This is a genomic window from Virgibacillus sp. GM2-2 (assembly GCF_055329585.1).
The window spans coordinates 131,304-156,256 of record NZ_JBUZWC010000007.1 but is presented as its reverse complement, the minus strand read 5'-3'; the positions used below and the strand labels follow the sequence as shown (position 1 = coordinate 156,256).

The following is a 24,953-nucleotide window of genomic DNA, read 5'->3' as shown; positions in this document are numbered from 1 at the left end:
AACTGATCTCTTATGTGATATATTAAGCCTCCATTAATTTTTTACAGGATGAGCTTTTTTATGACTTGCCGTTTGTTGATCCGCTTCAAAGGCCTGATTAACTGCTTCATAAGCATCTACATACCCAGCTCCAACTTCCCACCTTTCATATCCTGGCATTTCAGTAGCTGTCTGTTGAATGATATCTTTTACTTCGGCAGGAGATAATAATGGGTTTGCTTCTAGCATTAACGCAACAATTCCTGCTACATGTGGTGTCGCCATAGAAGTTCCACTTAATGTCGTGTAATAAGGTAAATATGCTGGTTCAATTAATTCTGCATCTTTGGTTGCACTTAAAACCGGAATAGGTGACAATGTTCTAGTTGAAATAATGTCTACACCTGGTGCAGTTACCGTCGGCTGATCTACCCAAGTCCACGTTTCTCCATCAATTTCAAACGTACCACCTTTTCCTTCTGTACCACGAGATGAAAAGTCAGCTAGTGTCTTGCCATCTTTTAAACCTGCTGCAACTGAAATTACCCAAGGTGCTTTTGCATAAGGATTATGCGTGTTTTCTTCCGGTCCAGCATTTCCAGCAGCAAATAGAACCGTAATACCACGATCATACGCCACTTTACTCGCTATATTTATAGGGTGATCGGGATCAAACTCTCCAGAAGAGCCCCAAGAATTTGTGATTACACGGATATTGTATTCAGATTGATGGGTTATCGCATAATCAAATCCACCGATACCATCCAAAATGAATAATGCGGCCCCTGAACCATAGCCAATTAAATCAGCACCCGGAGCAACACCTTCATACATCCCTCCAGACATTTCACCAGTTCCTCCAACTGTACCAGCAACGTGGGTACCATGACCGGAATTCGTATCTGTATTTGGAACATTTTCTACGTAGGTAATTGGCAAGAGACCCGATGATAGACTATTTAAGTTCACACTTGCCATTACGTTTTGAACGAGGTGACTTCCATATTCAATATCTGGATGTGTTCCGTCTACACCACTATCGTTGACAACTACTCCAATTCCACTACCAGTTAGAGGGAGACCGCCATTTTGTTTTCTCATTTCATCGTCGGTACGTACCTTGTCTACTCCAGTTACTTCAGTTGCCTCTGCATTAAAATACGAAAGTTGACGATTTAGATAAATAGAACGTATAGAATCCTTTTCTTTCAATATTTCAATCTGTTGTTTGGAAACAATCGCACCAACCATCGGTAACGATTTAAGTGTAATTCCCTTTGTTATACCTACCTGCTCTAAAAGGTTCACATTTTGGAATGTAGGTTTTCCATCGCCATAGAACGTTATAATTACTTGGAATTGATTCTCACCGTTTTCTATTGCTTGTTGTAACAACGGATCAATTGCCACTGAGTAAGAGGTGACTGCGCTTGCTTTAGGTACTCCAGTAAATACAAGCGGAAACACTAATCCAACTATTAACACTAGATGAATAAACTTTTTCAATTGCTTCTCCTCCTGAAAAATTAAATTTTCTAACAATATATTAATTGTAAAACGGAGTGGGAATATTATCTATTGAGCAATGGTTGTAAAAAGTTTATTGGAGGTATTATTTTCAATCATCCAAAAGTAGTACAGTGGTACGACTTTATTCCTTGTCCTTCCGCATAAATGGAATAGAGACCAGTTGGTTTTGCACGGCATAAATAATAACCTGAGATCTACTTTTCACATCCAATTTCTTAAATATCTTGCTAACATGTACTTTTACTGTCTTATCACTAATAAACAATTTTGAGGCAATTTCTTTATTGCTTAGACCTTCAACCAAACAAACCAGCACTTCCTTTTCTCGCTCGCTTAATTCGGTTGAATTCTCCATTTCTGCTCCACTTTTCTCTTGATGAAGGGATAGTAGCTTTTTAGTCATGGAAGGATGAATGACCGATTCTCCTTTAGCAATCGTACGAATTGCATCTATTACCTGTTCTGATGGTGCATCCTTTAACAAATACCCATCAGCTCCTTCACGAATTGCAGACATAAAGTATTCGTCATGACTGTACATCGTTAAGATACAAATTTTAACTTTAGGATACTTTTCTTTTAATACACTCGTCACTTCGATTCCATTTTTGTTAGGTAAATTTATATCCATCAATATAATATCAGGTTGTATATCATCTACTTGTGCCAAAACATCAGCCCCAGAAATAGCTTCACCAACCACTTGAATATCGTTCTCTAATTCAATGATATTTTTAAGACCATCACGTAACACTGCATGGTCATCAACTAACATTATTTTTATCATTTTTTAGTCTCCTTCTAATCCCATTCTTGGTATGGTTATCGAGATTTCCGTTCCTTTTCCCTCACTACTTTCGATTTGTAACGATCCATTAATTTTTTCAATCGATTCGTTCATATTTAAAATACCGAAATGTGATTGGTCTTTTGCCTTTATCATTGCATGAAATAATGAAAAACCGATTCCATAATCCTTTATACGTAATAAAATTTGTTGGGATTGATAACTGAGTAAGACATGTATTCGTTCCGTTTGACTGTGCTTAAGACTGTTCGCCATGCTCTCTTGAAAAACATCAAACATCACTTTTTCAGTCATGGAACTTAAATTACATTCATCTCCTCGTACCTCGAAGTTAATCCTTAGTTGGTGTTCATTAATCACGTTTTCTACTTTTTTAGTAATTGCAGGGATTAGTCCAATACGTTCCGTCGGATAAGGTCTTAACGCATAAATAGATTCACGAACTTCCTTTAAGCTGCCTCTTAACTTTGAAACACTGCCAGAAATAAGCTTCAACGTATCCTCTGGTTTCGTATGAAATTTACGTTCGGCAGTTTCCAGGCTCATGACAGCTCCCGCTAACGACTGGGCAACGCCATCATGGATTTCCCTAGCTATGCGATTACGTTCCTCAAGTATTAATCGTTTCTCCTGCTCTTTTATCAATACTCTTGTCTTTATTGATATTGCTAATTGATTAGCAAATGTCGCTGTGGAACTAATATCGTCTTCTCCAAAGCTTTTGGTACGACTTCTTCCAACAATGAATACCCCGATTAATTCCTTTTCAATTAAAAGTGGCGCATAAACAAACGATTTAATATACTCATCGAAACAGTCTATCGCCGGACCACTATTAAGTTTCCGATTATCATAAACTAGTGGTTCATTCATTTCTTCAAATAATTCCAGTTCCTTTTCAGAAATTGAATCACTTTCTCTTACGCCACCCTCGGCGTATCTTTTGCTCCATTTCCCTTTTTCCTTCACCCACAAAACGCTAGCATCTACATCTACAAATGTATGAAAACTAGATTTTACCCTGTCTAGCCAGTCATCGGTTGGCACCATCGCATTTAATTCTGAAGTAATAGAGAAAAGTGCTTTCAATCTGCTTTTCTCCTTTCTCAACCGGAAAATAACAGCACTTAAGAGTGATAATCCTACGAGTGGTGAAAAGAAAAAGAAGAAGGAAAAAAAATCAATTTGGCCACGATTTTGGCTGCCGAGTAAGAACAACATGAAACCATATAGCAGCGATATTAATGCACTATTGAATTCTGTAACTGTCTTCTGTTTCCAAGATTGAAATGGGTAGGCTTGTGGCCTAAGCCATAAAACAATGTCAACGATCAAGTTGTTTATCAATTGATATAAAGCTAAAAGTAGTCCATAGCTAATAAAGTCATTCAGAATCTCCGAGTGGAAAGAAAGATAATTGTCCAATCTGTTTACTAGATTAACAGATACATAAAAGCTAAGTACTAATTGAGCAGCGTTGAAAAAGACGATACGAGAAGGACGATGGCTAATTAGATTAACGAGTAATACAACAAGTGCATAAATAACCAATGTATATGGTAGATCGAAAACTAGATACAATGTAAAAACTATTGGAAAACTTATCGTTGTATGTCCCTTCCAAACAGGAATTGGGTAGTATTCACAGATGCCAAGAAATACAGCAAATAATAATAAAATAACCGGTGCGTGGGGAGTCGGTAACTTTAATGTATAAACAAGAATAAGTACCATGCCTACTAGGGAAATAGCAGCCATAAAAATTTTAGCATTCCATTCTTTTCTTTTTAGTTGTTGATCCATAGGAACTCTCCTGCCGTTACATTTGTTTTATTTATTTTATTCTATGTTTGCGTTTATTTCCAATAGTATGAATAATTTATATAAAAAAACTGGATTGGTCTAATGCTAAACACTGACCAATCCAGACCACAAACTGAAATAGTTTGTATTCCTATACTCTCAAAAATTAACTAGAAATTCCATTACCTAAATGGGGTAATGGAATAGTTCTAAAGTACTAAATTAACCGATCTAAGATAAGAGGTGCCTAGCACTTTTCCTAGCAGCTGGATAAAGTGCCTGGCACCTCTACATACATGTACTCTAGTACCTACTTAATCTAACTATATCTTAGGTTAGTTTTGGCTACAACTTAAGAAGTAATTTGATCAGAATCCATTAACGTGGCGGTTTCACAGTGGTACACTTCAAATGATTAATAGTTTTAAATTTTACGAAAATGGACTTCCAAGTTTCCACTTGTAGAAATCAACTGCAATAATATGTGATGACTTAAAGTCCACAAAATTCTTAAAGGAGGAAAAATATGCGGAAAAAGCATCGTAAGAAAGCCTATGCAATTCTTATGGCAACTATGCTCGTTATCCCTAGTATAACAACACAAGCAGTTACAAGTAAGGATAATGGTCCCGTTGCTGAAACCAATGTGAAAGGTCACCAACACGAGAATGAGACTGTCTTTGATATTCGTACAGATCAATTTGTTCAACCCACTAAGAAACAACTAGATGCTGCAAATGTGCTAGTCCAGAATGTCGGTCTAGGGTTGAAAATTAATTGGAATCATACTTTTGGTACACCTTCAATGATTGTTAAAGAAGAAGGTTATTTAACAAAAAAAACAGAAGGTGAAGCGGTTGATATTGCAAAAAATTGGCTAAAAGAAAACGCAGCACTTTTTGGCCTAACGAAAGCGGATATCAATTCTCTCTCTGTTCGACGTGATTACGCGATGAAGGAAACAGGACTTCATCCGGTCACATTTCAGCAAACGGTTGAGGGAATCGAATCTGCCTTTGGTGGACGTCTTATCGTTTCTGTCGCAAAAGACGGTAGAATCTTATCTGTTGCAGGAAATGTTCAGCGATCTACAGAACTTACAGGTGAATATAAGCTATCAGCTGCCGATGCCCTATCCACTGTTTCTTCTATGCTAGCACCAAATCTTGACTTCACACCGGAATTAGATGGGGATAAAAACGGTTGGAAAGTATTCGCTGGTAACGATATTCTTCCAACAGATCAATATGTCAAAAAAAGTGTTTTTTTAACATCTACAGAAGCTATTCCTGCTTATCGAGTCCTTTTTATTGAAGAACTGGATGTAGGATCTGAGGTTGTGATCAATGCAATTACTGGCGAAAAGCTTTACCAGCGTTCACTCGTGGATTATGCAGGTCCAGAAGGTTTAATTTTTGAAAACTATCCTGGTGCACCACACGCCGATCATGTCATTAAATCGTTCGAAGGAGATCCAAATGCATCTCCGAACGGATGGGTATTTCCATTAAAAGAACTAGGAGTCACAACGCAAGGAAACAATGCTAATACGTATGCCAATTGGAGCAACTTTCTTGTTCCAGAAGGCGAAGGATTGATCCGACCGATCGATCCATTGGGTCATTTTAATTATGCTTTTTCAAACGCTTGGCAACGTACGGAAGGGCAAACAGTCCCACCGTCATATGCTGAAGATGTCAATTCAGCAGTTACCAATTTATTTTACCAACACAACTTATTCCATGACTATTTCTATAATCTTGGATGGACAGAACCTGCTGGAAACTTGCAGGTAAATAACTTTGGAAAAGGTGGTATGGGAGGAGATCCAATACTTGGTCTTGCTCAAGCTGGAGCAACATCTGGCGGAGAGCCGACTTACACCGGGCGCGACAATGCTTACATGTTAACATTACCAGATGGTATTGCTTCCTGGAGTGGAATGTTTCTTTGGGAGCCAATTCCAGGAGCATTTGAAGGCGCGTATGCAGACGGTGACTATGATGCAGGGATTATTTATCATGAGTACACACATGCGTTAAGTTCAAGACTCGTTGCAGGTGGAGAATCGCTCGGTAGCCATCAATCTGGTTCCATGGGTGAAGCTTGGGGCGACTTCTATGGGATGCATTACTTAATTTCCAATGACTTGCAAAAAGAGCCAATTGTCGGTGCTTATGTAACAGGTAACTATGAGCGGGGAATCCGCAACTGGGCACTTGATGAAAACCCGTTAAACTATGGTGATATTGGTTATGACATTACTGGACCCGAAGTGCATGCTGATGGAGAAATTTGGGCAGCTATTCTCTGGCATCTACGTGAAGCATTGGTAAGCGAGCTTGGTGAAGAAAAGGGTGCAAAAGTTGTCGAGCAAATTGTAATCGACGCAATGCCTATTTCTCCGCCGAATCCGTCAATGGTTGATATGCGAACAGCGATCTTAGCATCAGATGTTTTACGTTATAACGGTGACCATTATGATCTTATCTGGAAAGCTTTTGCCCAACGTGGGTTAGGATATAGTGCTGCTTCTCAAGGTGGAAATGATACAGATCCTAATCCAGGATTTGATCATCCTGATGACGCTCTAAACGGAACTTTTGCAGCACAAGTTGTAAACGCTGATACTGGAAAACCAATCCCAGACGCTCGTGTACTAGTTAGTGAGTTTGAAGCACGCATCAGCCCTACTGCTACCACAAGTGATCAAGGTTACTTCGCCATTCCAATGGTTGAAGGCACATATGATATGATCATCCAAACACGTGGCTATGGGGTAAGAAAACTAGAGGATATTGAAATAACTGCTGGTGAAGATCAAACTGTAAAAATTGCGCTTGAACCGAATCTTGCATCTTCTGCAAACGGTGCTGAAATCGACTCTGTTTCAAGTGAATCAAGTAGTAATCCGGTTAAAAACGTGATTGATGATACGGAAGCTAGCGTATATGCATCACGACAAACGGAAGGCGAATTTGATGGTGAACAATTCATCATTGACCTTGCAGGAAACAAACCTGTAGAAGTCTCTCAAGTTCAAGTAAGTGCATTTAAGGATGTTTCCAAAGCACGTTTTGCAGCATTAAAAGACTTTAAGGTATTTGCTTCTAAAGACGGGCAAGAATGGACGGAAATCGCGGATGGTACTTTTGAAGCAGGAAAACCTCGTCCAGCAGCTCCAGACCTTAACTATAAGAGCTGGAACGCTGAAACACCTGTCAAAGCAAACTACATTAAGTTTGTCGCAGAACATGCACAGGACGACTCATTAGGCTATGTTCAAGTGGCTGAAGTTCAAGTATTTTCAGATAAAAGAGCAAAGGTTGAACCGCTTGACATTGAGCCAACTGAACCTTTTACTGCAGAAGGTACCATCCAAGCAGGCAATCCTGGAACTGGTGTCGGATTGCTTGCAGGAGTAGATGCAACACTTGCAGTAACACAAAATGAATTTGTGACAACACAGAACCCAGAACCAGCTTCACAAGGGGTCGATGGTTATGTCGTAACGATTCCAAAAAGATTTGGCGATGGTATTCACAATGTTAAAGTAGCTGGACCTGGAGACGGATCCTATGATCTTGACGTTTTCTTTTACAATGAAAACTTTGAGCTCATCGGCAACATCGCAACAGCAAGCGGTGATGAAGTCGGTGTGATTCCAGGTGGAACGAAATATGTATATGTTGGTCTATATACTGGAGCTAACATACCGTTTACACTTACAGCAACTAGCCCGTATGAATAATTAAAAATGGACTGACTCGTTTTTTCCGAGTCAGTCCATTTTTTCTATTATACAAAAAGACCAGCCTCATAAAAGAAACTGGTCTGCTAATTAGTAAAGTTAAAAGCCACAATTGCCGTATATTCAATAAAAAGTTTTAAACCACCACTCCTCAAAGTGGGTGTTTGCAAAAACCTTCCTGTCTTCCTCTCAGTGGAGGCACGACATTTCAGCTTTAATGTAAAACTCCCTATTACAACGTTAGAGGTTAAAACTTAAATTAATACGTACACTGTAGCTTATTTATTATCTTACAACTTACTACATTAAATAGCAATAGTAAATTTACCCATTATCGTTTTGTATTTGTCTTTTTTGCTCGGTGTTCAAGCTTTGATTGTGGTCTATTACTTGCTTCATCCTCCGTTTGCCCTTGAGGATTCACACTTGAATTGACCTTATTTTTATTATACAGTTTGTTTTTCTCACTCATTCGAAACACCTCCATTACTAGTGTTTCAAAAACAATGATTCCTTATACAGATCTTATTTCGAACTTAGGTCTTCGTATTCATCACGTAAAGCTCGTTTCAAAACCTTGCCACTCGGGTTCTTAGGTAAACTATCCGTAAAATCAACATATTTTGGCACCTTGAAAGTCGATAGCTTCGTCTTACAATAGCCGATTACATCCTCTTTTGTTAAGTGAGCCCCTTCTTTTCTTACAATAATAGCCGTTACTGCCTCAATCCAATATGCATCTGGAATACTAACAACAGCAACTTCTGAAACACCCTCTAGCTGATAAATTGTTTCCTCAACTTCTCTACTAGAAACATTGACACCACCAGTATTAATCATGTCTTTTTTTCGATCAACAATCGTAATGTAACCTTCCTCATCCATTACACCCAAATCTCCACTGTGAAACCATCCACCGCGAAACGCTGCCGCAGTCTTTTCCGGATCGTGCAAATACCCTTTCATCGCATGTGGAGTACGATGAACAATTTCACCAATTTCGTTACGTGGTACTTCTTTATCTTCCTCATCAACTATTTTAGTTTGAACATTTAACGACGCTTTACCAGCTGAACCTAATTTTCGAAGCTGGTCTTCCGGTTGAAGCGCAGTTGCCAAAGGCGCAACTTCTGTTTGTCCGTAGAAATTCCAGAACTTCGCATTGGGAAGTCGCTCCGCTAGCTCCTTTAAAATTTCCCGCGGCATTATAGCTGCTCCATAGTAACACTTCTCCAATGTAGAAAGGTCTCTTTTATCAAAATCTGGGTGACGTAACAAGGCTATCCATACAGTAGGCGGACAGAATAGCTGCGTTGCCCCCTCTTCCTCAATTGTTTTCAAAATAATTTCGGGACTAGCAGCTCCAAGAATGATGCCACTTGATCCTACATAGACACTTGGCCCTAGAAATACATGAAGCTGCGCACTATGATAGAGCGGAAGTGCATGTATAGCGATATCATGCGCTTCCATTCTTCCATCAACAATACAACTTACATATTCACTTACTAAGTTTTTATGAGTAAGCATGACGCCTTTGGGCCGCGATTCAGTCCCACTTGTATACAAAACATGTGCTAAATCGTCATCGACGATCTCAGCATCAACAAAATCTATTGGTTGTCCCTTTTTCAGGGTATCTAGTAGCTCCCAGTTGGCCAAATCATTATTTTTTGTGTCCATCACGTAGCGATGTTTCACTTTCCGTTTTCCTTCCGATTTATCCAAAACTAGTGCATATTCCTCTGAAGCAATAAAACCATTTACTTCAGCATGTGCAACAATGTATTGGACGTCTTCTATGGAAAGCATGTAGTTTATAGGAATCATAACCGCGCCGATACGTGCTAAGGCAAAATTAACAACAACAAAGTCCAAGCTGTTTTTAGACATCACTGTAATCATATCGCCCTTCTGCATTCCACGTTCTAAAAAAGCATGTGCTGTTTGATTCACGACATTATCCAAGTCTGCATATGTAAGTCGTTGTTCTTTATACGTTATGGCAAGCTTATCAGGATATCGTTCTCGTGTTCTAGCCAATAAATCCCCTAAAGTATTTCTTCGTGCTCGTTCTAACATGTTGGAAAGTGCTTCATGATCATTTGTCTGCATGTTCATTCTAACCACTCCTCCATAAGATTACATTGAATTTTCTCTCTTTTAGTTTATTTCAGATAACTGGAATAAGCAATAAAAAATCCGGATATAAGTAGTAAAACTTATATCCGGATACTGTTATGAGTGAATAAGTACTTTATCAAGCTCTTCACTTATTTCTTTTGAACGTTTCGCTGCATGATTAACGGCTTCTGAAATAGCCTCGCCACCATTGTTTTCTTTTAGTGCCTCTAGCCCCGCTGCAGTTGTGCCATTTGGTGACACAATATTATCGATTAATTCAGAAGGGGTTTCTTCTTTTTCCATAACCATTTTTGCTGCTCCATACACAGTTTGTGCTGCAATTTTTCGAGCAGTCTCATTATCCATTCCGTTAACTTTCCCGACATTCTCCATTTGCTCCATTAGGTAATAGAAATAGGCAGGACCACTTCCAGCAATTCCAGTAAATACATCCATTTGATCCTCATCAATAATGTAAACTTTACCCATGCATTCAAGTAGTTCCTTCACCATATCAGCTTCACCTTTTTTGGTGTTCTTACCTAATGACATAGCCGTAGCCGACTCTTGAATCATACTTGAAGTATTTGGCATTACTCGCACAACCTGCTGACCGTCATTTAATCTTTCTTCCATATAGGTGGTTGATATTCCTGCCAATACTGAAGTAACAACCTGCTTATCTGTTAACTTATCTTTAATAGTTAAAAGTGTATCTTCCGCACCCTTTGGCTTCATTGCTAAAATAAGATAATCAATTTCAGCATACGGTAATTCATCAATCGGCATTGTTTTTACACCATATTTAGTTTCAAGTTCATACAAACGCACTTTATTACATTTATTCGTCACAATAATTTGGTTTGCAGGTACTTTTTCCGTTTGAATCATGCCAGAAATCATTGCCTCTGCCATATTCCCCGCACCTAAAAAAGCGATTGTTTTATGTTTTAACATGTAAATCACTCCTATTTTTTGCTTTCGTTCAATCATTCAACCTTTGTATCTTAACATCTGTGAATTAAGTTTCAAGGGGTTTCTAGAAATTGATATGTATATGCTCCAATTAGTGAGCGAAAGCGGTTCCATTTCGTAATAAGACCCACCAAATCACTTCTCATCGCTTTTAATCTGTTTATATCGCTCTAAATGGAGGACTAATTTTTATCAAAACAGGGAGCTTTAAAATACTCACTTGGATTGTCATTTCTTTTTCTATTGAAAAATCTGTTGATTATAATCCCGAGTGGATGCACCGAATATTTAGTGCCATTAGAAATGGACTGATGCATGTGCGTAGAATAACATCCCACGTCAGTATGCGGACTCAGAATCCGTTATTTTATCCAAATCACTCTTTTTTAACAACGAAACGGACACCAGATACCTTAATCCCAGAAAAACTCAGTAGAATCACTGGTTTTAATTAAAATAAGGTATCTGGTGTCCGTAAATGTCGGAAATCCTCTATTTTTTATACCAATAGCGCACCCTGTGTCCGTCATCATCGCTACAAACGGTAAAATCGTTGCTTGTTGGGTTTCACCAAAGCAATTAAATGCTTTTCTGAAAAACGATTGCGCAAAAAGGTGCTGTTCATTCTGCTTTCCATCTGATCAGGCTAATGAAGCAACAGTCCTAAAGGGAGAAATACTAAGAAAAAAGCTTTTTCCTTACGATGAATGGTAAATAAATAATGACAAACATCATGAATGCTATTAATTCTAACGAAAGCAAATACCATGGGTAGTCCCCTAAAAGGTCAATTAGGCTAGCATTAGTTGGTTTTCTTGCTAAAAACATATAATTTCCACCAGTGAGTTTATTTATAAAAAATACAATACATGCAATCACGTTTACGACTATCATTGATTTCCAAATCGACCTGAATGTTGGTTTGTACTTATTTACAAATACCATATATAAAGAAGCTAAAATGATCGAAATATGTGCAATAAAAAAGTGAAAATAGCGGTAATGAGGAAAATCGTAATAGAGCTCAGGAGTTATTAATGCCTGTATTGCACCACCAATTCCTAAGAAAAATGTAACTTCAAACAGGCGGTATTTTTCTGTCAGTAACATAAAAATACTCAAATATAGAGAAATGGAGCATAGTTGTAACGGGAGACTATACTCCATATCCCAAACCCCATTGACTACATACCAAATGTTTAGTGTGAATTCTGAAGCAATTAAACCAAAAAGAATGAATAACTTTAGGAGCGTGATGTTTTTATTATTTCTTAGATAATAAAGCGATAGGATACATAGCAGCGTAATCACTAACATAATGAAGTGTGACGTGGAAAATAAAGCAAACGGTGTGCCTTCATAGTTATAACTAAAATAGTTATTTGTCATTTTAATCACCCTCTACGTCAGAATTAGAAATACATTCTTTTCTTACGTTTAGTGACATTAATTTTAGGCGTCACATACCCTCGCTCATAAACTTTCCCTTTCTTCATGCTGCAAATCTTTACAAATTCAGCTATATTACCGGCTTTGTATTCTTTAATTGCCTCAACTAAAATCAGTGCAGCTACACGTGCATCCTCTAATGCATGGTGATGTTCAAATCGAATGTTATGAAAGGCTGCTACCGTATTTAACCGGTGATTCATCATATCTGGCCAAATACGCTTTGAAATTTCCACTGTACACAAATATTCCAAATTTGGATATGTAAGATTATAATGATCCAATGTTTTCCGCAATACACTCATATCAAAACTAGCATTGTGTGCGATTACGATATTATCCTGGATATAGGATTGAAATTTCGGCCAAAGCTCTGGGAATGTTGGAGCGTCTAACACATCTTCTTCTGTAATACCATGTACGCTCGTATTGAATGAATTGAAGTCTGTTAATGGATTTATTAAACTATAATATTCATCAACGATTCCCGTTTCATTTGCCACAACAATTCCAATGGCACATGGACTGTGACGTTTTTCGTTTGCTGTCTCAAAATCAATCGAAACAAAATTCATCATATACCTCCACTCTATTTATATATGAATCAATTAATCCCATTATAGCAGAATCAACTCATTCATTCGCGGTAATATTTCCTATTACTTATGAACCTGTTATTAGTTGGACAAAGGTGCTAGAATATTTACAATTATTCCATACCATTCGTAGGAGATGATAAAATGAAGGAGTGTATGCAGGTACTTCCCTATCAAGTCTTACAACAAATGGATCAAGTCGAAAATGAGATTCCCAAAGGAGTGGAATTAATTCAAGCTCCCACTATTTGGACTGACACAAAAGGTGAAGGCATTACTGTAGCGATTCTTGATACCGGATGTGATGTTGACCACCCTGACTTAACCGAGCGAATCATTGGAGGGAAAAACTTTACTTCCGATGATGGTGGTGATCCGGATATCTACGCAGACTATGCAGGACATGGTACACATGTAGCTGGAACAATTGCAGCTAGCCTTAATAATGCAGGGGTTACTGGGGTTGCCCCGAAAGCCAGCTTACAAATTGTAAAAGTTTTGGATAAAAACGGATCAGGTCAGTACGATTGGATTATTAATGGTATACACTATGCTATTGAACAAAAAGTAGATATTATATCCATGTCCCTTGGAGGTCCGACAGACCAGCCTGAGCTCTATGATGCTATCAAGCAAGCAGTTCAAAACAATATTTTAGTAGTTTGTGCTGCAGGCAACGAAGGAGACGGTAATTTTTCAACAGATGAATTTGCCTATCCAGGAAGTTATAATGAAGTAATTAGTGTCGGAGCAATTGACTTCCAAAGACGCTCATCAGATTTTAGCAATTCTAATAATGAAGTCGATCTAGTAACACCTGGTGAGGAGATTTTATCAACCTATTTAAATGGAAAATACGCTACATTAAGCGGGACTTCAATGTCGGCGCCTCATGTATCTGGTGCACTGGCCCTTATCAAAGTCCTCACAAACCATTATTTTGAACGAAAGCTTTCGGAACCTGAACTTTATGCTCAATTAATAAAACGAACCGTACCACTAGGCATATCTCCTATGCTGGAGGGAAATGGACTCTTATATTTAACCGCACCAAAATACTTGGCAAAGATATTTGACCAAGAACTAAAAACATCTGTCATGAATGCGTTACAATAGATAAAAGCAGGCCATATAGCAGCCTGCTTTTATTATTATTTATGGTCTTTTTTTTCCTGTTCTTCTTGTTCTTCATGGAATTCGTCATCTGATTGACCGGTGATGAAATCGAAAGGTGTATAAGAATTATCTGGACGAACTTTTTTAACGAATATTTTGTATGCAACAATACCGATCAAAATCACCATTACAAATATAAAGATCGCTGATGAATATGGCAAAAGTTCCATTTTTTCACCTCAATCCATTTAATCTTTCAACCCTAGTTTAACAGATACATTAAATTTTTCATGGAATACGCCATTTTCATTGATTGTTAATAGTTCATTTCGTACATCTTGTTCAAATAATGCTACATTTTCACCTAAAAACCGCTTAGCCCCATATGAGGTTGAGTAATGATTACCAAGTATAGATTCAATGGTCCATTCTATACAATAAGTAGGCAAATGATGAACTTCTACATCAAATTTTGATCGATTAATCATTTCTTCATGACTTTCTTTTGGATGTTGATATATTAATTTTCCAGCTCTTCGCTCGCTACCATACCACTTTTCCACAACTTCATTGAACGCCTCTTGCCAATCCATCAATTGCTTGTCAGGTTCGTAATTATCAATTATCGCAACACCACCACCTGAAGAAACCATTTCATATACATCCTCTAGTGTCTTCTGCCGGTCCATCCAGTGAAAGGCTTTTGCAATAGTGACAAGCTGAAACTTTTTAGCCGAAATATTTTTGTAATTCTCAAGATCCGTATTAAACCATTCTATATTCCCGAATCGGAGTTCTTTGTGCATACGAATGGCTTCTTCAATCATTTCTTTCTCCACATCTATCCCAACAATCTCATTACACCAGTCTGAGAATCGTATCGTTAATTGGCCTGTTCCGCAACCAAGGTCAAGTAAACGTCCTTCTCCATACAGGTCAAATCTATTAACTAAATATCGAATTAAGGTAGATGGATACATAGGTCTGTATTTCGAATAATAAGTAGCTGCACCTTTGAATAAGTTATCACCATATTTACTCATTTTGGTCATCTTTTCTCACCAATTTCTTCCCTAAGATTACTTGCGGTTTGATTCCCTCGATAACAACGGTATTGTCCCTGATGATTTGCCAGTTATTTTTGCGATATAGGTTAATGGCGAGCTTATTATCAACAGAAGTTGTTAGGATGGAAGTATCATGATTTATGCAGCTCAGTAACGCATCATGCAATAAACGACCAATTCCTTTTTTCCTGTATGAAGAATAAACTGCAAGCTCCACAAATTCAAAACAACTAGTAAGCCATTCCACTTGTTCTTCAACACTTAGTTGATTTTCTAATTTTTCTCGATAAAATTGTCCAGGCGTTGATGTATATCCATAAGCAAAACCGACAATTTCATTGGAGTTATTTACGTATGTTACTCCTTTAAATCCTGGATATGTTGCATGCTTCGTAATTGTCTGAATAGCATCTTCAACATCCTTAGATGAATACTTTTTGCCAATAAAAGCATCGCAATATATAGATGCGAGTGTCTCTACATCCATGTCGTTATACGAAAACTGTTGTATGTGGCTTAAATTAGACATTGTTTGGAGCACCTTTTTTCGGCATTATTGGTTTCAAATTTTCGCCTTCAATAACAATTGCCGTTAACCCTTTTTTTGAGTTAGTCTCGTGTAATTCACCCTTTTTCCAAAAAACAGCATCACCCTTTTGAACGTCGACAAATCGTTTATCCTCGCCACAAACAGTACCTTCCCCACTGACGATGAGTAATAATTGGGGTACAACCGCTTCATGATAACCTATTTTCCCTTGTTCTTCTAAATGCATAAAACCTATATGTGCCGGATGTTCCGTTTGTACTATACGCGACATAATGAAATTAGAATCAAACTGTGAGATCTGTTTACCTACTTCTTTTGAGAAATTGTATATTTTCACTAATACTCCCCCTTCTGGATTAAAACATTACCGTCTAAGTTTAGCTATCAACCGGAGGATTTCAAGGTATAACCATACTAACGTTACGGTTAATCCAAATGCACCGTACCACTCCATATATTTTGGTGCATGATTCCTTGTTCCTTTTTCAATGAAATCAAAGTCAAGTACTAAATTCAAAGCGGCCACGATAACAATGCCAATACTTATCAGTAATCCGATTGGACCACTGCTATGCAAATACAATACATCCCCTACGCCAAACAACTGCATAATAAAGGTTGCGAGATATGCAAGAAGTATAGCCCCTGTAGCACAAATAACACCCATTCTGAATTTTTTTGTAACCTTTATTATTCTAGTTTTAAATGCGATTAACATGGCCAACAAAACACCAAATGTTAATAATGCTGCTTGTATAGTAATCCCACTGAGTTGCGATTCGTACATGGCAGATACACCACCAATGACAAGCCCTTCAGCTAGTGCATATGGTATGGAAGTATACGGCGCCACTTTTGGCACAAAAATAGTTATCATTGCTAGGATTAATCCAGCAATTAGCCCCAAAATCAACAGTCCCGTCACAACTGACTCATTCCCGCTAAAATACTGATTCCATGCGTAGTATGCAGAAATAAAGAGCGCAAAAAGTAGGATAAACGATTTATTGACTGTACCATGCATTGTCATCGACGAAGAGGCATGGCCATTTTTCACGCGAAAAGATTTATTAGTTAAGGCAGGGTTAGCTGTTCTCATCAAATCACTCCAATAATCGTGAAAACGCGCCATTAGACGCGTTTCTCGAAATTTTTAACCTTATCCATATTTACGATTAATCAAACAGAAATGTTTCAATCAATTTTCCTTTTTATACTTTTTAACGATAAAAAATACTGCTACTCCAATAATACCCAGTAGAATTAAAATCGGTAAACTACCGATAAAAAATACAAATAAACTAGAAAATGTAGCAGTAAGGAAATTAATACTCTTTAGAAATTGTTGCTTCGTTTTATCCCACGTATTTAATTCCTCATCATTAATACCAGAAAGTTTCACATTGTTTTCTTGAATCTGTATCGTAACTGTTGCAAGATCTGATTTATTTTGTAAATAATTCATGCGACCAGTTATTCCTTCAATTTCTTCTTGAACCTTGGCTAGATCTTCCGATATCGCTAATAAATCCTCCGTTTTCTTAGCCTGTTCCATAAAGGAAAGTAATCGCTTCTCTACAACTTGCTTCGCTTTTAAGCGCGACTCGAGATCGATATATTCTTCTGTAACATCTTGGCCCGAGATAGAACTTTGCAGAACATCACTGCTTCCTTCTTCTACAAACGTAATAAATTCACGAAAGTATTCTTTTGGAATTCGGGCAGTTATCATCCCATTCGTTGAACCTTCCTCTGCGTCATCACCACTCGTATTAGACTCGACAATATACCCACCACGTTCACTTACTCTTTTTTGAATTTCATTCATTGCCTGATTGTAGTTTTTCACTTCAATAATTAGGTTTGCGGTGTAGATAATTTTTCGATCAATCCGATCCGTTTCTATCTGTTTTGTTTGTTCACCTTCCGCTTTTCCCTGGTCAGCTAAATTCTCACTTTCTCCAATATCAGCTGACTCACCTCCTGATGAAGCACTTTTTTCTGAACTCATGCTTGCATGATCAGAAGATTCTTCCCCACCGCTACATGCGGTGAAAAGTAGGCTACAACTCACTATCACTAACATGATCAGCCATTTTTTCAAATTGACCACCCCATTCTGTTTAACTTCAACATCTAATGAAGTTAAACACTGTTAAATATACAGACGGAAGTAAACACAAAAAGGTTACGTCAATCGACTTCTCTACTATTATGAAAGCAATCTACTAGTACATAACCAAATACAACACCAAAAATAGAAGTAAAAGATGTTGCTAACAACCCGGAAGATAAAATCAAGTTCGCAAATGGTGCAGTAATTTCCCAAAAATACATAATTGGTAGTAATGCAATGACGAAAGTTGGAATTCCTAGTCCAAGAAATTTAGACCAATCATATCTTGACTTGAACCCTTGTTTTACTCGGTTAATTAACCCAGGAGTTGCAAAAAGGATACCAATAATAATCGGAAAGATAGTTGAAAATACAAGGTAAGGAATTAATTCAAAATTGATTTGGGACTGCTCAGCGACCACCAACTGTAATCGAAAGCCAAAATTAATGATGAAGATAAATGTCACTGACAGTACAAGATAATAAAGTAATCGATTCATTTTATTTAGTCTCTCCCTGCATATAATAAATTTGATTGTTATAAATGTGGGTTCAAAAAGGAGGATAAAAAGGACCGTCATCGGCTAAGGTCGCAACGTCCTGTTGCAACGCCGATATTAGCACGTCCTGTGCGTCGAAGTTCGAGGCGGCGTAGCTTTGAGTATCGAAACGTATGTAGTTAATACGTGAGAAACGGAGAAGCAAGCCAACGAAGAAATTCGATGCGTCATTTTTACCGGACTTTTTGAACATCTACTATATGCTTATGTTGCTTGTATTACTATCACCACTAAATTTAAGCTTATTTTATTATTCGACATATTGGCACAAATCCCTGCTAACTAGTGATTAAAAAGCCTGATTACCCTTATACTGATATCCTTACTCCTTACCAATGCGAAAAAGCAAGAAACCGCTATGATTGATTTCTTGCTTTTTATTATTTGGTCGCAGCCACGCCTGGTCTGGAGTTTTTAATGAAAAAGGATAAAACAAGTCCGATGATCGCAAAGATTCCCGCTACAATGAATGAAACATTTACGCCATGTACCAGACCATCGATACCTTGTTCAGGCAACATATTGTTTGACATGACTGTTACTAATAAGGCTGTTCCAACTGCACCGGCAACCTGTCGCATCGTATTGTTCATTGCTGTTCCATGTGGTATTAATTGATTCGGCAGCTGATTTAAACCAGCTGTTGTTACTGGCATCATTACCATTGCAACACCAAACATGCGTACAGCATTAACTACCGTTAAATAAATAAATGTTGTCCCAGCATCAAGATTTGTAAACATAAATGTTGTAACCGTTATGATTGTCATTCCGATTATAGACAACCACTTTGCGCCAAATTTATCAAATAGTCTCCCCGTAATGGGGTTCATGAATCCCATAAGTAATGCGCCTGGTAATAACATTAGACCTGACTCTAACGCAGTGAACCCTAACATATTTTGCATAAGCAATGGTAGAATAACTGCTCCACCAATCATGGCAATAAATACGACCATACCAAGAATAGTTGTTAATGTGAAAATTTTATTTTTAAACACCCGAAATTCAAGTATAGGTTCTGCAAGCTTCAATTGTCTAAATATGAACCAAGTCAGTGCAACAGCTCCAATTGCCATGGAAATGATAACTTGACTACTTCCCCATCCTTCTCCTGCAACACTAAATCCATATAACAATCCACCAAACCCAAATGATGATAAGATGATTGATAAAATATCAACTTTTGGAAATGTTTGTTTCGTAACATTTTTAAGAATGAAATACGCAACCATAATATCGACAATAATGATAGGTAGGATTACATAGAATAAACTTCTCCATGGGAAGTTCTCTACTAACCACCCAGATAACGTTGGACCAATTGCTGGTGCAAACGCAATTACTAGGCCGAACATCCCCATTGCTGAACCGCGTTTTTCAACAGGGAAAATGAGGAATAAAATAGTTTGCATTAGTGGCATAATGATACCCGCACCCGCTGCCTGAGCTACTCTCCCCACCATTAAAATTGCGAAATTTGGTGCAAGGCTACAAATTATCGTACCTATTGCAAAAATTCCCATCGCTGAGAGAAACAATCCTCTAGTAGTAAATCGCCCTATCAAAAATGCTGTAACAGGTATCATAATTCCATTGACCAACATAAAAATAGACTGTAACCATTGTGCCGTGTTTGCATCTAAATTTAAATCAGTCATTATATGAGGTAATGCTGTAGCCAATAAAGTCTGATTTAAGATAGCAACAAAAGCACCTGAGATTAATACGATTAAGATTGGCCATTTATTAAAGGTTGGCTCTTCATGGTTTGTTGAATGATTTTCAACCATTTTCAAATTTCCTTCTTTCTTCACACCAGAATTTGTTACATTATCGTCATCGCGGCAAGACTTTACCTATTTAAAAGAGAAAATTTATATATATGGTATCTTCCGAAATTGTAACATTTACAAGAAGCCATTTTATCATAACAAGATAGCAACGAAAAGAAATAGGATTGGCGATTTTTGAATGTCAGCCAGAATGCAAAGAAGTCAATATTGAAAAAACGATTGGATAGTTTTTCATCCAATCGTTTCTTTATAACTTCTAACAATCAATCTGAATTATTGTTAATGTAAGCCTGTTCTTCTTCTGCACTTAAAATGCCTGTTGCATATCCAACCGTACCATCTTGTAAATTCCAAATTGCGTTATGATCTTCATCTGCACTGGTAAAATTCCCGTTACTCCATTTTTCCAGTATTTCCTTATACACATTTTCATGCTCTAACTCGACCTTCTCCAAACCACTTAATAGCCAGTTAATTCTACTAGGGTGTATTTCATAAAATCCCCATTTTTTACTTGCTTCTACCTTTTGATGAGACATTCCATGGATGTATTCTTGATAAATAAAATCAGTTAGTTCACTCTGTTTTGTGTTCTCACCAAATGGATTTAAATTTTTATCCTGGAAGACTGCCAAATCTTCTTCTGAAATCGTTCCTTGTATTTCTTCACTATTTTCAATTAGTTTTTCTTCTATCTTTTCCTCTTCAGCTGAACCATTCGCTTTGCTTTCATCAAAGTTTGATAACCAGCTATACGTTCCCCACGCTACTGCACCTAAAACTACTACCGAACTCAATACAATGATAATAGCTCTTTTCATGCAATCCCCCTGACTTATTCGTATCTATATAGTAGTAATTCGACCTAATGGATAATAATTCCTTTATCTTATTCAATAAAATTCAGACTTCGATGGCATTACATTGTATGCATATAAGATTACAGCTAGCACCAACATGAGTAGCGCTCCACATATAACAACAAATTGAATTGAAAGTAATTGTGCGATTAGGCCAACTATAATGGTTGATAGAATAACTAACATTGCCTCAATAATGCCATAAATACTTACGATCCGCCCCATCATATCCACAGGAATATGATTTTGGCAAAATGTTTGAAAGCCAGTATCGGCGAATGCTAAAGCAAAAGAAAGTAGAAAAAAACCAATGGCAGCTCCAGTAAAATCCTGAGAAAAAGCGTAGGTGATATAACCAATGGAAAGCAGTATTGATCCTCCTCCGATTAACAGCGAAGTCGGGAGTTTTTTCACGATAACTGTATTAACGATTGCCCCAACAGCTATCCCCGCTCCAGCAATACTTACGAGAAATCCATAAGTGGTATTAGATAATGACAAAACTTCCTTTGAAAATGCTGCTTCTAATGAATCAATAGCCGCAGTCATCACCATTACGCATGAAAATAAAAAATAAATAATCATGATATACACACGTTTATGACTAAAGTTCCAGACAATTTTCCAGTCCTTTTTCAAAACATCGAATGATAATTTCTCCATTTCCGATTCTTTGACTCGATTCTTTTCTAAATTCGGCATCAATAACGTCACCATCCCTGACAACAGTAAAGCGACGGCATTCATATAAATGGCAAAGCTTGGTGAACCGATGATAAACAACAAACCTGCAATCGCTGGACCAATCAGAAATCCACCAGAGTCAATTAAGCTTCGGAGTGAATTAAATCGTTTCCGCTGTTCACTAGGTATAAGCATTGTTATATACGTCATAGATGTAGGAGTAAACACAGCGTTCCCCATACTAATAATGAAAACCAATAAATAGATTGCCCAAAGATCTGAAAAGGCAGGAAGTAATGCAATCATAATTGCTCGTGATAAATCAAGACAAATCATGAAATTTCGTTTGTTTAGCCGATCGATGATACTACCTGACCAGCTATTCGTTACGATAGCTGCTAGCGGTTTAATTACGTAAAGTCCAGCAACAGCAAGAGCCGATCCTGTCATATCGAATACAATCAAATTTAAAGCTATTAAATAGATCCACGCCCCAACATTCGCGACACCAACTCCAACTAATAAGATAAGTGGGTACTTCCATGACGCTAGTGTTTTACGTATACGCAAGTTAATTCCTCCTTAAAAAACAGTTTTGACCAATAAAAAAACTCACCCCCAAGACAATAGTCTTGAGGACGAGTTTTAGCGCCGTGGTGCCACCCCAGTTTAATAATATGTCACCATATTATCCTTATCAGGTACGGTATGATTGCCATACGTATACCCTAGCTCTATAACAGGAGCACCTGTCACATCATCACCAATGGGATCCTATGTGCCGCTCAGAGGCTTGCTTCCAATCTTTATTCTTACTCCTTTTCACCAACCAGGAGCTCTCTTTAAAGAATGCCAACTGTACTCTTCTCTTCATAGCGTTTGTTTTAAGTTAGAAATTAGATTATCAGACGCATTATTAAAAGTAAAGAATTATTTTCAGTTGGACAGGCTGTTTTTTTAAACTTTATTGCATGTATGGCAAGGACACTGCTCGATATCGGACTGAGGATACCTTATTTACCATTTTTACCTTTATTTTAAAGATTAACGGACACACGATGCCTTATCTAACAAAAAACCATGATTTTCAACTGTTTTTACCCCAATAAGGAATCCTGAGTCCGATAACAACAGCATTTACCCTTATATTTCACCAATAAGGAATCGTGTGTCCGCTAGCCGCCATCCTCACCCTAATCGCAATCATTCCAGTACGCTCGAAAATTACTTTTACTAGGCTTGTCCGTAGCAATCGAAAGTTAGTAGCTTACGAACCTTCCCCCAAAAAGCTCTAACCACTCGGCATTAGAAGAGAAGAGCCATGTGAAACAGTCGTATAATCTTTGGTTATAGTAAATGATTGGAAACTGGTATTATTCTTGCTGCTGATTTTGAGATACACTTACTCTTGACAGGAGATGATGTCAATCGATTTTCACGATCATGGGAATAGAAAAAGTTACACCACTAGAAGTGCTGACTCGAACTGGACTAAATTGATAAGAAAGCTTATTGAAAATCCAATAAACAACGCGGTAGACATTGGATGTGGTGGAGGTATTTATTCCAAAGCGTTAGCTGATATGGGGATCCCTTCCATAACCGGAGTAGATTTTTCAGAAGCAATGATTGAGGGTGCTAAGGAAAACTGTAAGAACTACGGACAAATACGTTTTAAAGTTGGGAATGCATTACCTACAGGTTTATCTAGTGAAAAATTTGATTTGGTACTAGAACGAGCATTGATTCATCACTTGGATAATCTAACTGCATGTTTTCAAGAAGCACACCGCATTTTAAATCCTAAAGGTACATTGATTATTCAAGATCGTACTCCCTCTGATTGTTTACTCGAAGGAACAAATGAGCATATAAGAGGATATATTTTTTCCAGATTCCCACATCTAACAAAAACAGAAATTGAAAGACGACATGATAGTGAGCAAGTAATAAATGGTTTAAAAGCAGCTGGTTTTAGCAAGGTTGAAGAAGTTAAACTATGGGAGACAAGAAAAACATATTCTACAAAGAAAGAATTACTGAAGGATCTCCGTTCACGTGTTGGCCGATCCATTTTACATGAGCTAGACAATGAGGAACTTCACCAACTTGTTGCATTTATCGAAAGTAAAATTAAAGATGAAAAAATAGTAGAAAAAGATCGATGGACAGTTTGGAAGGCAATAAAAGAATAATAGATGGGAGTTGAATGAAGTGAAAGCAATTGTTGTCGAAAAATTTGGCGGGCCGGACGTTTTAGAACTAAAAGAAATAGATATTCCAACGATTGGACCTGAAGCTATTTTAATAAAAGTAGCAAAAACGAGTGTAAATTTTGCAGACGTAAAAAAGCGGATGGGAACGAAAGCTGGGAATACTCCATTTATTCCAGGGTTGGACTGCGCCGGCACAGTTGAACAAGTCGGAAATAATGTTAAGAATTTTTCACCTGGGCAGCGTGTCATTGCATTCCCTCCTAAAGGGTCGTACGCAGAATATGTGGTAGCACCGGAATCCTTAACGTTTGCCATTCCAGATAATGTTGATTTTACAACAGCAGCCGCTTGTCCAACAGTTTCTTTTTTATCGCATAAACTATTACAGGATATTGCAAGAATCCGTAAAGGTGAAACCGTTCTTGTTCACGCAGCGGCTGGTGGTGTTGGAACTACTGCAATACAATTAGCGAAACTTTTCGGTGCTAGTACTGTTATCGGTACTGTGAGTAGTGAAGATAAATTTGCTACTGCCTATCGCGTTGGTGCTGACCACGTGATTACGTATTCCGACTTCTCGGAAAAAGTAAATCAAATCACGAATGGATTAGGAGTCAACATTATTTTGGATTCAATTTCTGGTAAACTATCAGAAGAGAGCATGAAATGTTTGGCATTATACGGAAGACTCGTACACTTTGGAAATTCAAGCGGAGAAATTGGTCGATTTGAAACAAAACAACTCCATGCAAGCTGCCGATCCGTTTTAGGCTTTAGTCTTGGGACAACTCGAAAAGAACGACCAGACCTATTGAAAGAGACTGCTGATCAGGTATTTCATTATATTGCTGAACAAAAGCTTAAAATCCATGTTGGACACGAGTTCGCATTGGCAGATGCCAAAGAAGCGCATCGGCTAATTGAGTCAAGAAAAAGTACAGGTAAGATATTATTGAAAGTGGGAAATTACTAG

Annotated in this window: 22 protein-coding genes, 1 other RNA gene and 1 other annotated feature; of the genes, 4 read left to right on the top strand and 19 right to left on the bottom strand. The window is 37.7% G+C overall.

Annotated elements, in window-relative coordinates; all coding sequences use genetic code 11:
- Positions 1-33 precede the first annotated feature (33 nt).
- From ACY9Z2_RS10885 to ACY9Z2_RS10875, 3 genes are all read right to left on the bottom strand, one after another.
- On the bottom strand, positions 34-1,485 hold the full coding sequence (locus ACY9Z2_RS10885; protein WP_463609658.1) for a S8 family peptidase: 1,452 nt from the start codon (positions 1,483-1,485) through the stop codon (positions 34-36).
- Between the two features lie 145 nt (positions 1,486-1,630).
- The gene (locus ACY9Z2_RS10880) at positions 1,631-2,296 is read right to left on the bottom strand and encodes a response regulator (RefSeq protein ID WP_463609657.1); all 666 of its coding nucleotides are present in this window, start codon (positions 2,294-2,296) and stop codon (positions 1,631-1,633) included.
- A 3-nt stretch (positions 2,297-2,299) separates the two neighbouring features.
- Positions 2,300-4,120, bottom strand: coding sequence for a GAF domain-containing sensor histidine kinase (locus ACY9Z2_RS10875; protein WP_463609656.1), 1,821 nt, complete (start codon positions 4,118-4,120; stop codon positions 2,300-2,302).
- Positions 4,121-4,646: 526 nt separating this feature from the next.
- Between ACY9Z2_RS10875 and ACY9Z2_RS10870 the strand changes: the two genes are divergently transcribed.
- Complete coding sequence (locus ACY9Z2_RS10870; RefSeq protein ID WP_463609655.1) at positions 4,647-7,871, top strand: M36 family metallopeptidase; 3,225 nt, start codon at positions 4,647-4,649, stop codon at positions 7,869-7,871.
- A 99-nt stretch (positions 7,872-7,970) separates the two neighbouring features.
- Here ACY9Z2_RS10870 and ssrS read toward each other — a convergent pair.
- From ssrS to ACY9Z2_RS10840, 6 genes are all read right to left on the bottom strand, one after another.
- A non-coding RNA gene (gene ssrS / locus ACY9Z2_RS10865) (6S RNA) lies at positions 7,971-8,154 on the bottom strand.
- A gap of 48 nt (positions 8,155-8,202) precedes the next feature.
- Complete coding sequence (gene sspL, locus ACY9Z2_RS10860) at positions 8,203-8,343, bottom strand: small, acid-soluble spore protein L (protein WP_463609654.1); 141 nt, start codon at positions 8,341-8,343, stop codon at positions 8,203-8,205.
- Positions 8,344-8,396: 53 nt separating this feature from the next.
- On the bottom strand, positions 8,397-9,992 hold the full coding sequence (locus ACY9Z2_RS10855) for an acyl-CoA synthetase (protein WP_463609653.1): 1,596 nt from the start codon (positions 9,990-9,992) through the stop codon (positions 8,397-8,399).
- Between the two features lie 117 nt (positions 9,993-10,109).
- Positions 10,110-10,952, bottom strand: a complete 843-nt coding sequence (gene proC / locus ACY9Z2_RS10850; RefSeq protein WP_463609652.1) for a pyrroline-5-carboxylate reductase — start codon at positions 10,950-10,952, stop codon at positions 10,110-10,112.
- Between the two features lie 696 nt (positions 10,953-11,648).
- Positions 11,649-12,359, bottom strand: a complete 711-nt coding sequence (locus ACY9Z2_RS10845) for a YwaF family protein (protein WP_463609651.1) — start codon at positions 12,357-12,359, stop codon at positions 11,649-11,651.
- Positions 12,360-12,382: 23 nt separating this feature from the next.
- Entirely contained in the window at positions 12,383-12,994 is a 612-nt protein-coding gene (locus ACY9Z2_RS10840; RefSeq protein WP_463609650.1) for a 3'-5' exonuclease, read from the bottom strand.
- Positions 12,995-13,159: 165 nt separating this feature from the next.
- On the opposite strand from ACY9Z2_RS10840, the gene ACY9Z2_RS10835 reads away from it, so the two are divergent.
- Entirely contained in the window at positions 13,160-14,131 is a 972-nt protein-coding gene (locus ACY9Z2_RS10835; RefSeq protein ID WP_463609649.1) for a S8 family peptidase, read from the top strand.
- Positions 14,132-14,166: 35 nt separating this feature from the next.
- Here the strand turns inward: ACY9Z2_RS10835 and ACY9Z2_RS10830 are convergent, their stop codons facing one another.
- From ACY9Z2_RS10830 to ACY9Z2_RS10785, 10 genes are all read right to left on the bottom strand, one after another.
- Positions 14,167-14,361, bottom strand: a complete 195-nt coding sequence (locus ACY9Z2_RS10830) for a DUF3951 domain-containing protein (RefSeq protein ID WP_463609648.1) — start codon at positions 14,359-14,361, stop codon at positions 14,167-14,169.
- Between the two features lie 18 nt (positions 14,362-14,379).
- Complete coding sequence (locus tag ACY9Z2_RS10825) at positions 14,380-15,174, bottom strand: class I SAM-dependent methyltransferase (RefSeq protein WP_463609647.1); 795 nt, start codon at positions 15,172-15,174, stop codon at positions 14,380-14,382.
- Complete coding sequence (locus tag ACY9Z2_RS10820; RefSeq protein ID WP_463609646.1) at positions 15,167-15,727, bottom strand: GNAT family N-acetyltransferase; 561 nt, start codon at positions 15,725-15,727, stop codon at positions 15,167-15,169. Before ACY9Z2_RS10820 ends, ACY9Z2_RS10825 begins: the two co-directional genes overlap by 8 nt.
- On the bottom strand, positions 15,720-16,085 hold the full coding sequence (locus ACY9Z2_RS10815) for a cupin (RefSeq protein ID WP_463609645.1): 366 nt from the start codon (positions 16,083-16,085) through the stop codon (positions 15,720-15,722). Before ACY9Z2_RS10815 ends, ACY9Z2_RS10820 begins: the two co-directional genes overlap by 8 nt.
- A gap of 27 nt (positions 16,086-16,112) precedes the next feature.
- A complete protein-coding gene (locus tag ACY9Z2_RS10810; RefSeq protein WP_463609644.1) occupies positions 16,113-16,847 on the bottom strand; it encodes a Bax inhibitor-1/YccA family protein in 735 nt (244 codons plus the stop codon).
- A 99-nt stretch (positions 16,848-16,946) separates the two neighbouring features.
- Complete coding sequence (locus ACY9Z2_RS10805) at positions 16,947-17,852, bottom strand: DUF4349 domain-containing protein (protein WP_463609643.1); 906 nt, start codon at positions 17,850-17,852, stop codon at positions 16,947-16,949.
- 89 nt (positions 17,853-17,941) lie between these two features.
- Complete coding sequence (locus tag ACY9Z2_RS10800; protein ID WP_463609642.1) at positions 17,942-18,364, bottom strand: hypothetical protein; 423 nt, start codon at positions 18,362-18,364, stop codon at positions 17,942-17,944.
- Between the two features lie 440 nt (positions 18,365-18,804).
- On the bottom strand, positions 18,805-20,217 hold the full coding sequence (locus ACY9Z2_RS10795) for an MDR family MFS transporter (protein ID WP_463609675.1): 1,413 nt from the start codon (positions 20,215-20,217) through the stop codon (positions 18,805-18,807).
- Between the two features lie 266 nt (positions 20,218-20,483).
- Entirely contained in the window at positions 20,484-21,041 is a 558-nt protein-coding gene (locus ACY9Z2_RS10790; RefSeq protein ID WP_463609641.1) for a DUF6241 domain-containing protein, read from the bottom strand.
- A gap of 72 nt (positions 21,042-21,113) precedes the next feature.
- Positions 21,114-22,328: an MFS transporter gene (locus ACY9Z2_RS10785; protein WP_463609674.1), complete on the bottom strand. Its 1,215-nt coding sequence runs from the start codon at positions 22,326-22,328 to the stop codon at positions 21,114-21,116.
- Between the two features lie 67 nt (positions 22,329-22,395).
- Positions 22,396-22,647, bottom strand: a binding site (T-box leader).
- A gap of 538 nt (positions 22,648-23,185) precedes the next feature.
- On the opposite strand from ACY9Z2_RS10785, the gene ACY9Z2_RS10780 reads away from it, so the two are divergent.
- Both ACY9Z2_RS10780 and ACY9Z2_RS10775 read left to right on the top strand, forming a co-directional pair.
- Positions 23,186-23,959, top strand: coding sequence for a methyltransferase domain-containing protein (locus tag ACY9Z2_RS10780; RefSeq protein WP_463609640.1), 774 nt, complete (start codon positions 23,186-23,188; stop codon positions 23,957-23,959).
- 19 nt (positions 23,960-23,978) lie between these two features.
- Entirely contained in the window at positions 23,979-24,953 is a 975-nt protein-coding gene (locus tag ACY9Z2_RS10775) for a quinone oxidoreductase family protein (protein WP_463609639.1), read from the top strand.

Bases quoted from the DNA above. Each gene is read 5' to 3' on its own strand.
- ACY9Z2_RS10855 (WP_463609653.1), bottom strand. From the start codon at position 9,992: ATGAACATGCAGACAAATGATCATGAAGCACTTTCCAACATGTTAGAA.
- ACY9Z2_RS10820 (WP_463609646.1), bottom strand. From the start codon at position 15,727: ATGTCTAATTTAAGCCACATACAACAGTTTTCGTATAACGACATGGAT.
- ACY9Z2_RS10845 (WP_463609651.1), bottom strand. From the start codon at position 12,359: ATGACAAATAACTATTTTAGTTATAACTATGAAGGCACACCGTTTGCT.
- ACY9Z2_RS10825 (WP_463609647.1), bottom strand. From the start codon at position 15,174: ATGAGTAAATATGGTGATAACTTATTCAAAGGTGCAGCTACTTATTAT.
- ACY9Z2_RS10810 (WP_463609644.1), bottom strand. From the start codon at position 16,847: ATGAGAACAGCTAACCCTGCCTTAACTAATAAATCTTTTCGCGTGAAA.
- ACY9Z2_RS10830 (WP_463609648.1), bottom strand. From the start codon at position 14,361: ATGGAACTTTTGCCATATTCATCAGCGATCTTTATATTTGTAATGGTG.
- ACY9Z2_RS10790 (WP_463609641.1), bottom strand. From the start codon at position 21,041: ATGAAAAGAGCTATTATCATTGTATTGAGTTCGGTAGTAGTTTTAGGT.
- ACY9Z2_RS10780 (WP_463609640.1), top strand. From the start codon at position 23,186: ATGTCAATCGATTTTCACGATCATGGGAATAGAAAAAGTTACACCACT.
- ACY9Z2_RS10795 (WP_463609675.1), bottom strand. From the start codon at position 20,217: ATGGTTGAAAATCATTCAACAAACCATGAAGAGCCAACCTTTAATAAA.
- sspL (WP_463609654.1), bottom strand. From the start codon at position 8,343: ATGAGTGAGAAAAACAAACTGTATAATAAAAATAAGGTCAATTCAAGT.
- ACY9Z2_RS10870 (WP_463609655.1), top strand. From the start codon at position 4,647: ATGCGGAAAAAGCATCGTAAGAAAGCCTATGCAATTCTTATGGCAACT.
- ACY9Z2_RS10835 (WP_463609649.1), top strand. From the start codon at position 13,160: ATGAAGGAGTGTATGCAGGTACTTCCCTATCAAGTCTTACAACAAATG.
- ACY9Z2_RS10875 (WP_463609656.1), bottom strand. From the start codon at position 4,120: ATGGATCAACAACTAAAAAGAAAAGAATGGAATGCTAAAATTTTTATG.
- proC (WP_463609652.1), bottom strand. From the start codon at position 10,952: ATGTTAAAACATAAAACAATCGCTTTTTTAGGTGCGGGGAATATGGCA.
- ACY9Z2_RS10800 (WP_463609642.1), bottom strand. From the start codon at position 18,364: ATGAATCGATTACTTTATTATCTTGTACTGTCAGTGACATTTATCTTC.
- ACY9Z2_RS10840 (WP_463609650.1), bottom strand. From the start codon at position 12,994: ATGAATTTTGTTTCGATTGATTTTGAGACAGCAAACGAAAAACGTCAC.
- ACY9Z2_RS10880 (WP_463609657.1), bottom strand. From the start codon at position 2,296: ATGATAAAAATAATGTTAGTTGATGACCATGCAGTGTTACGTGATGGT.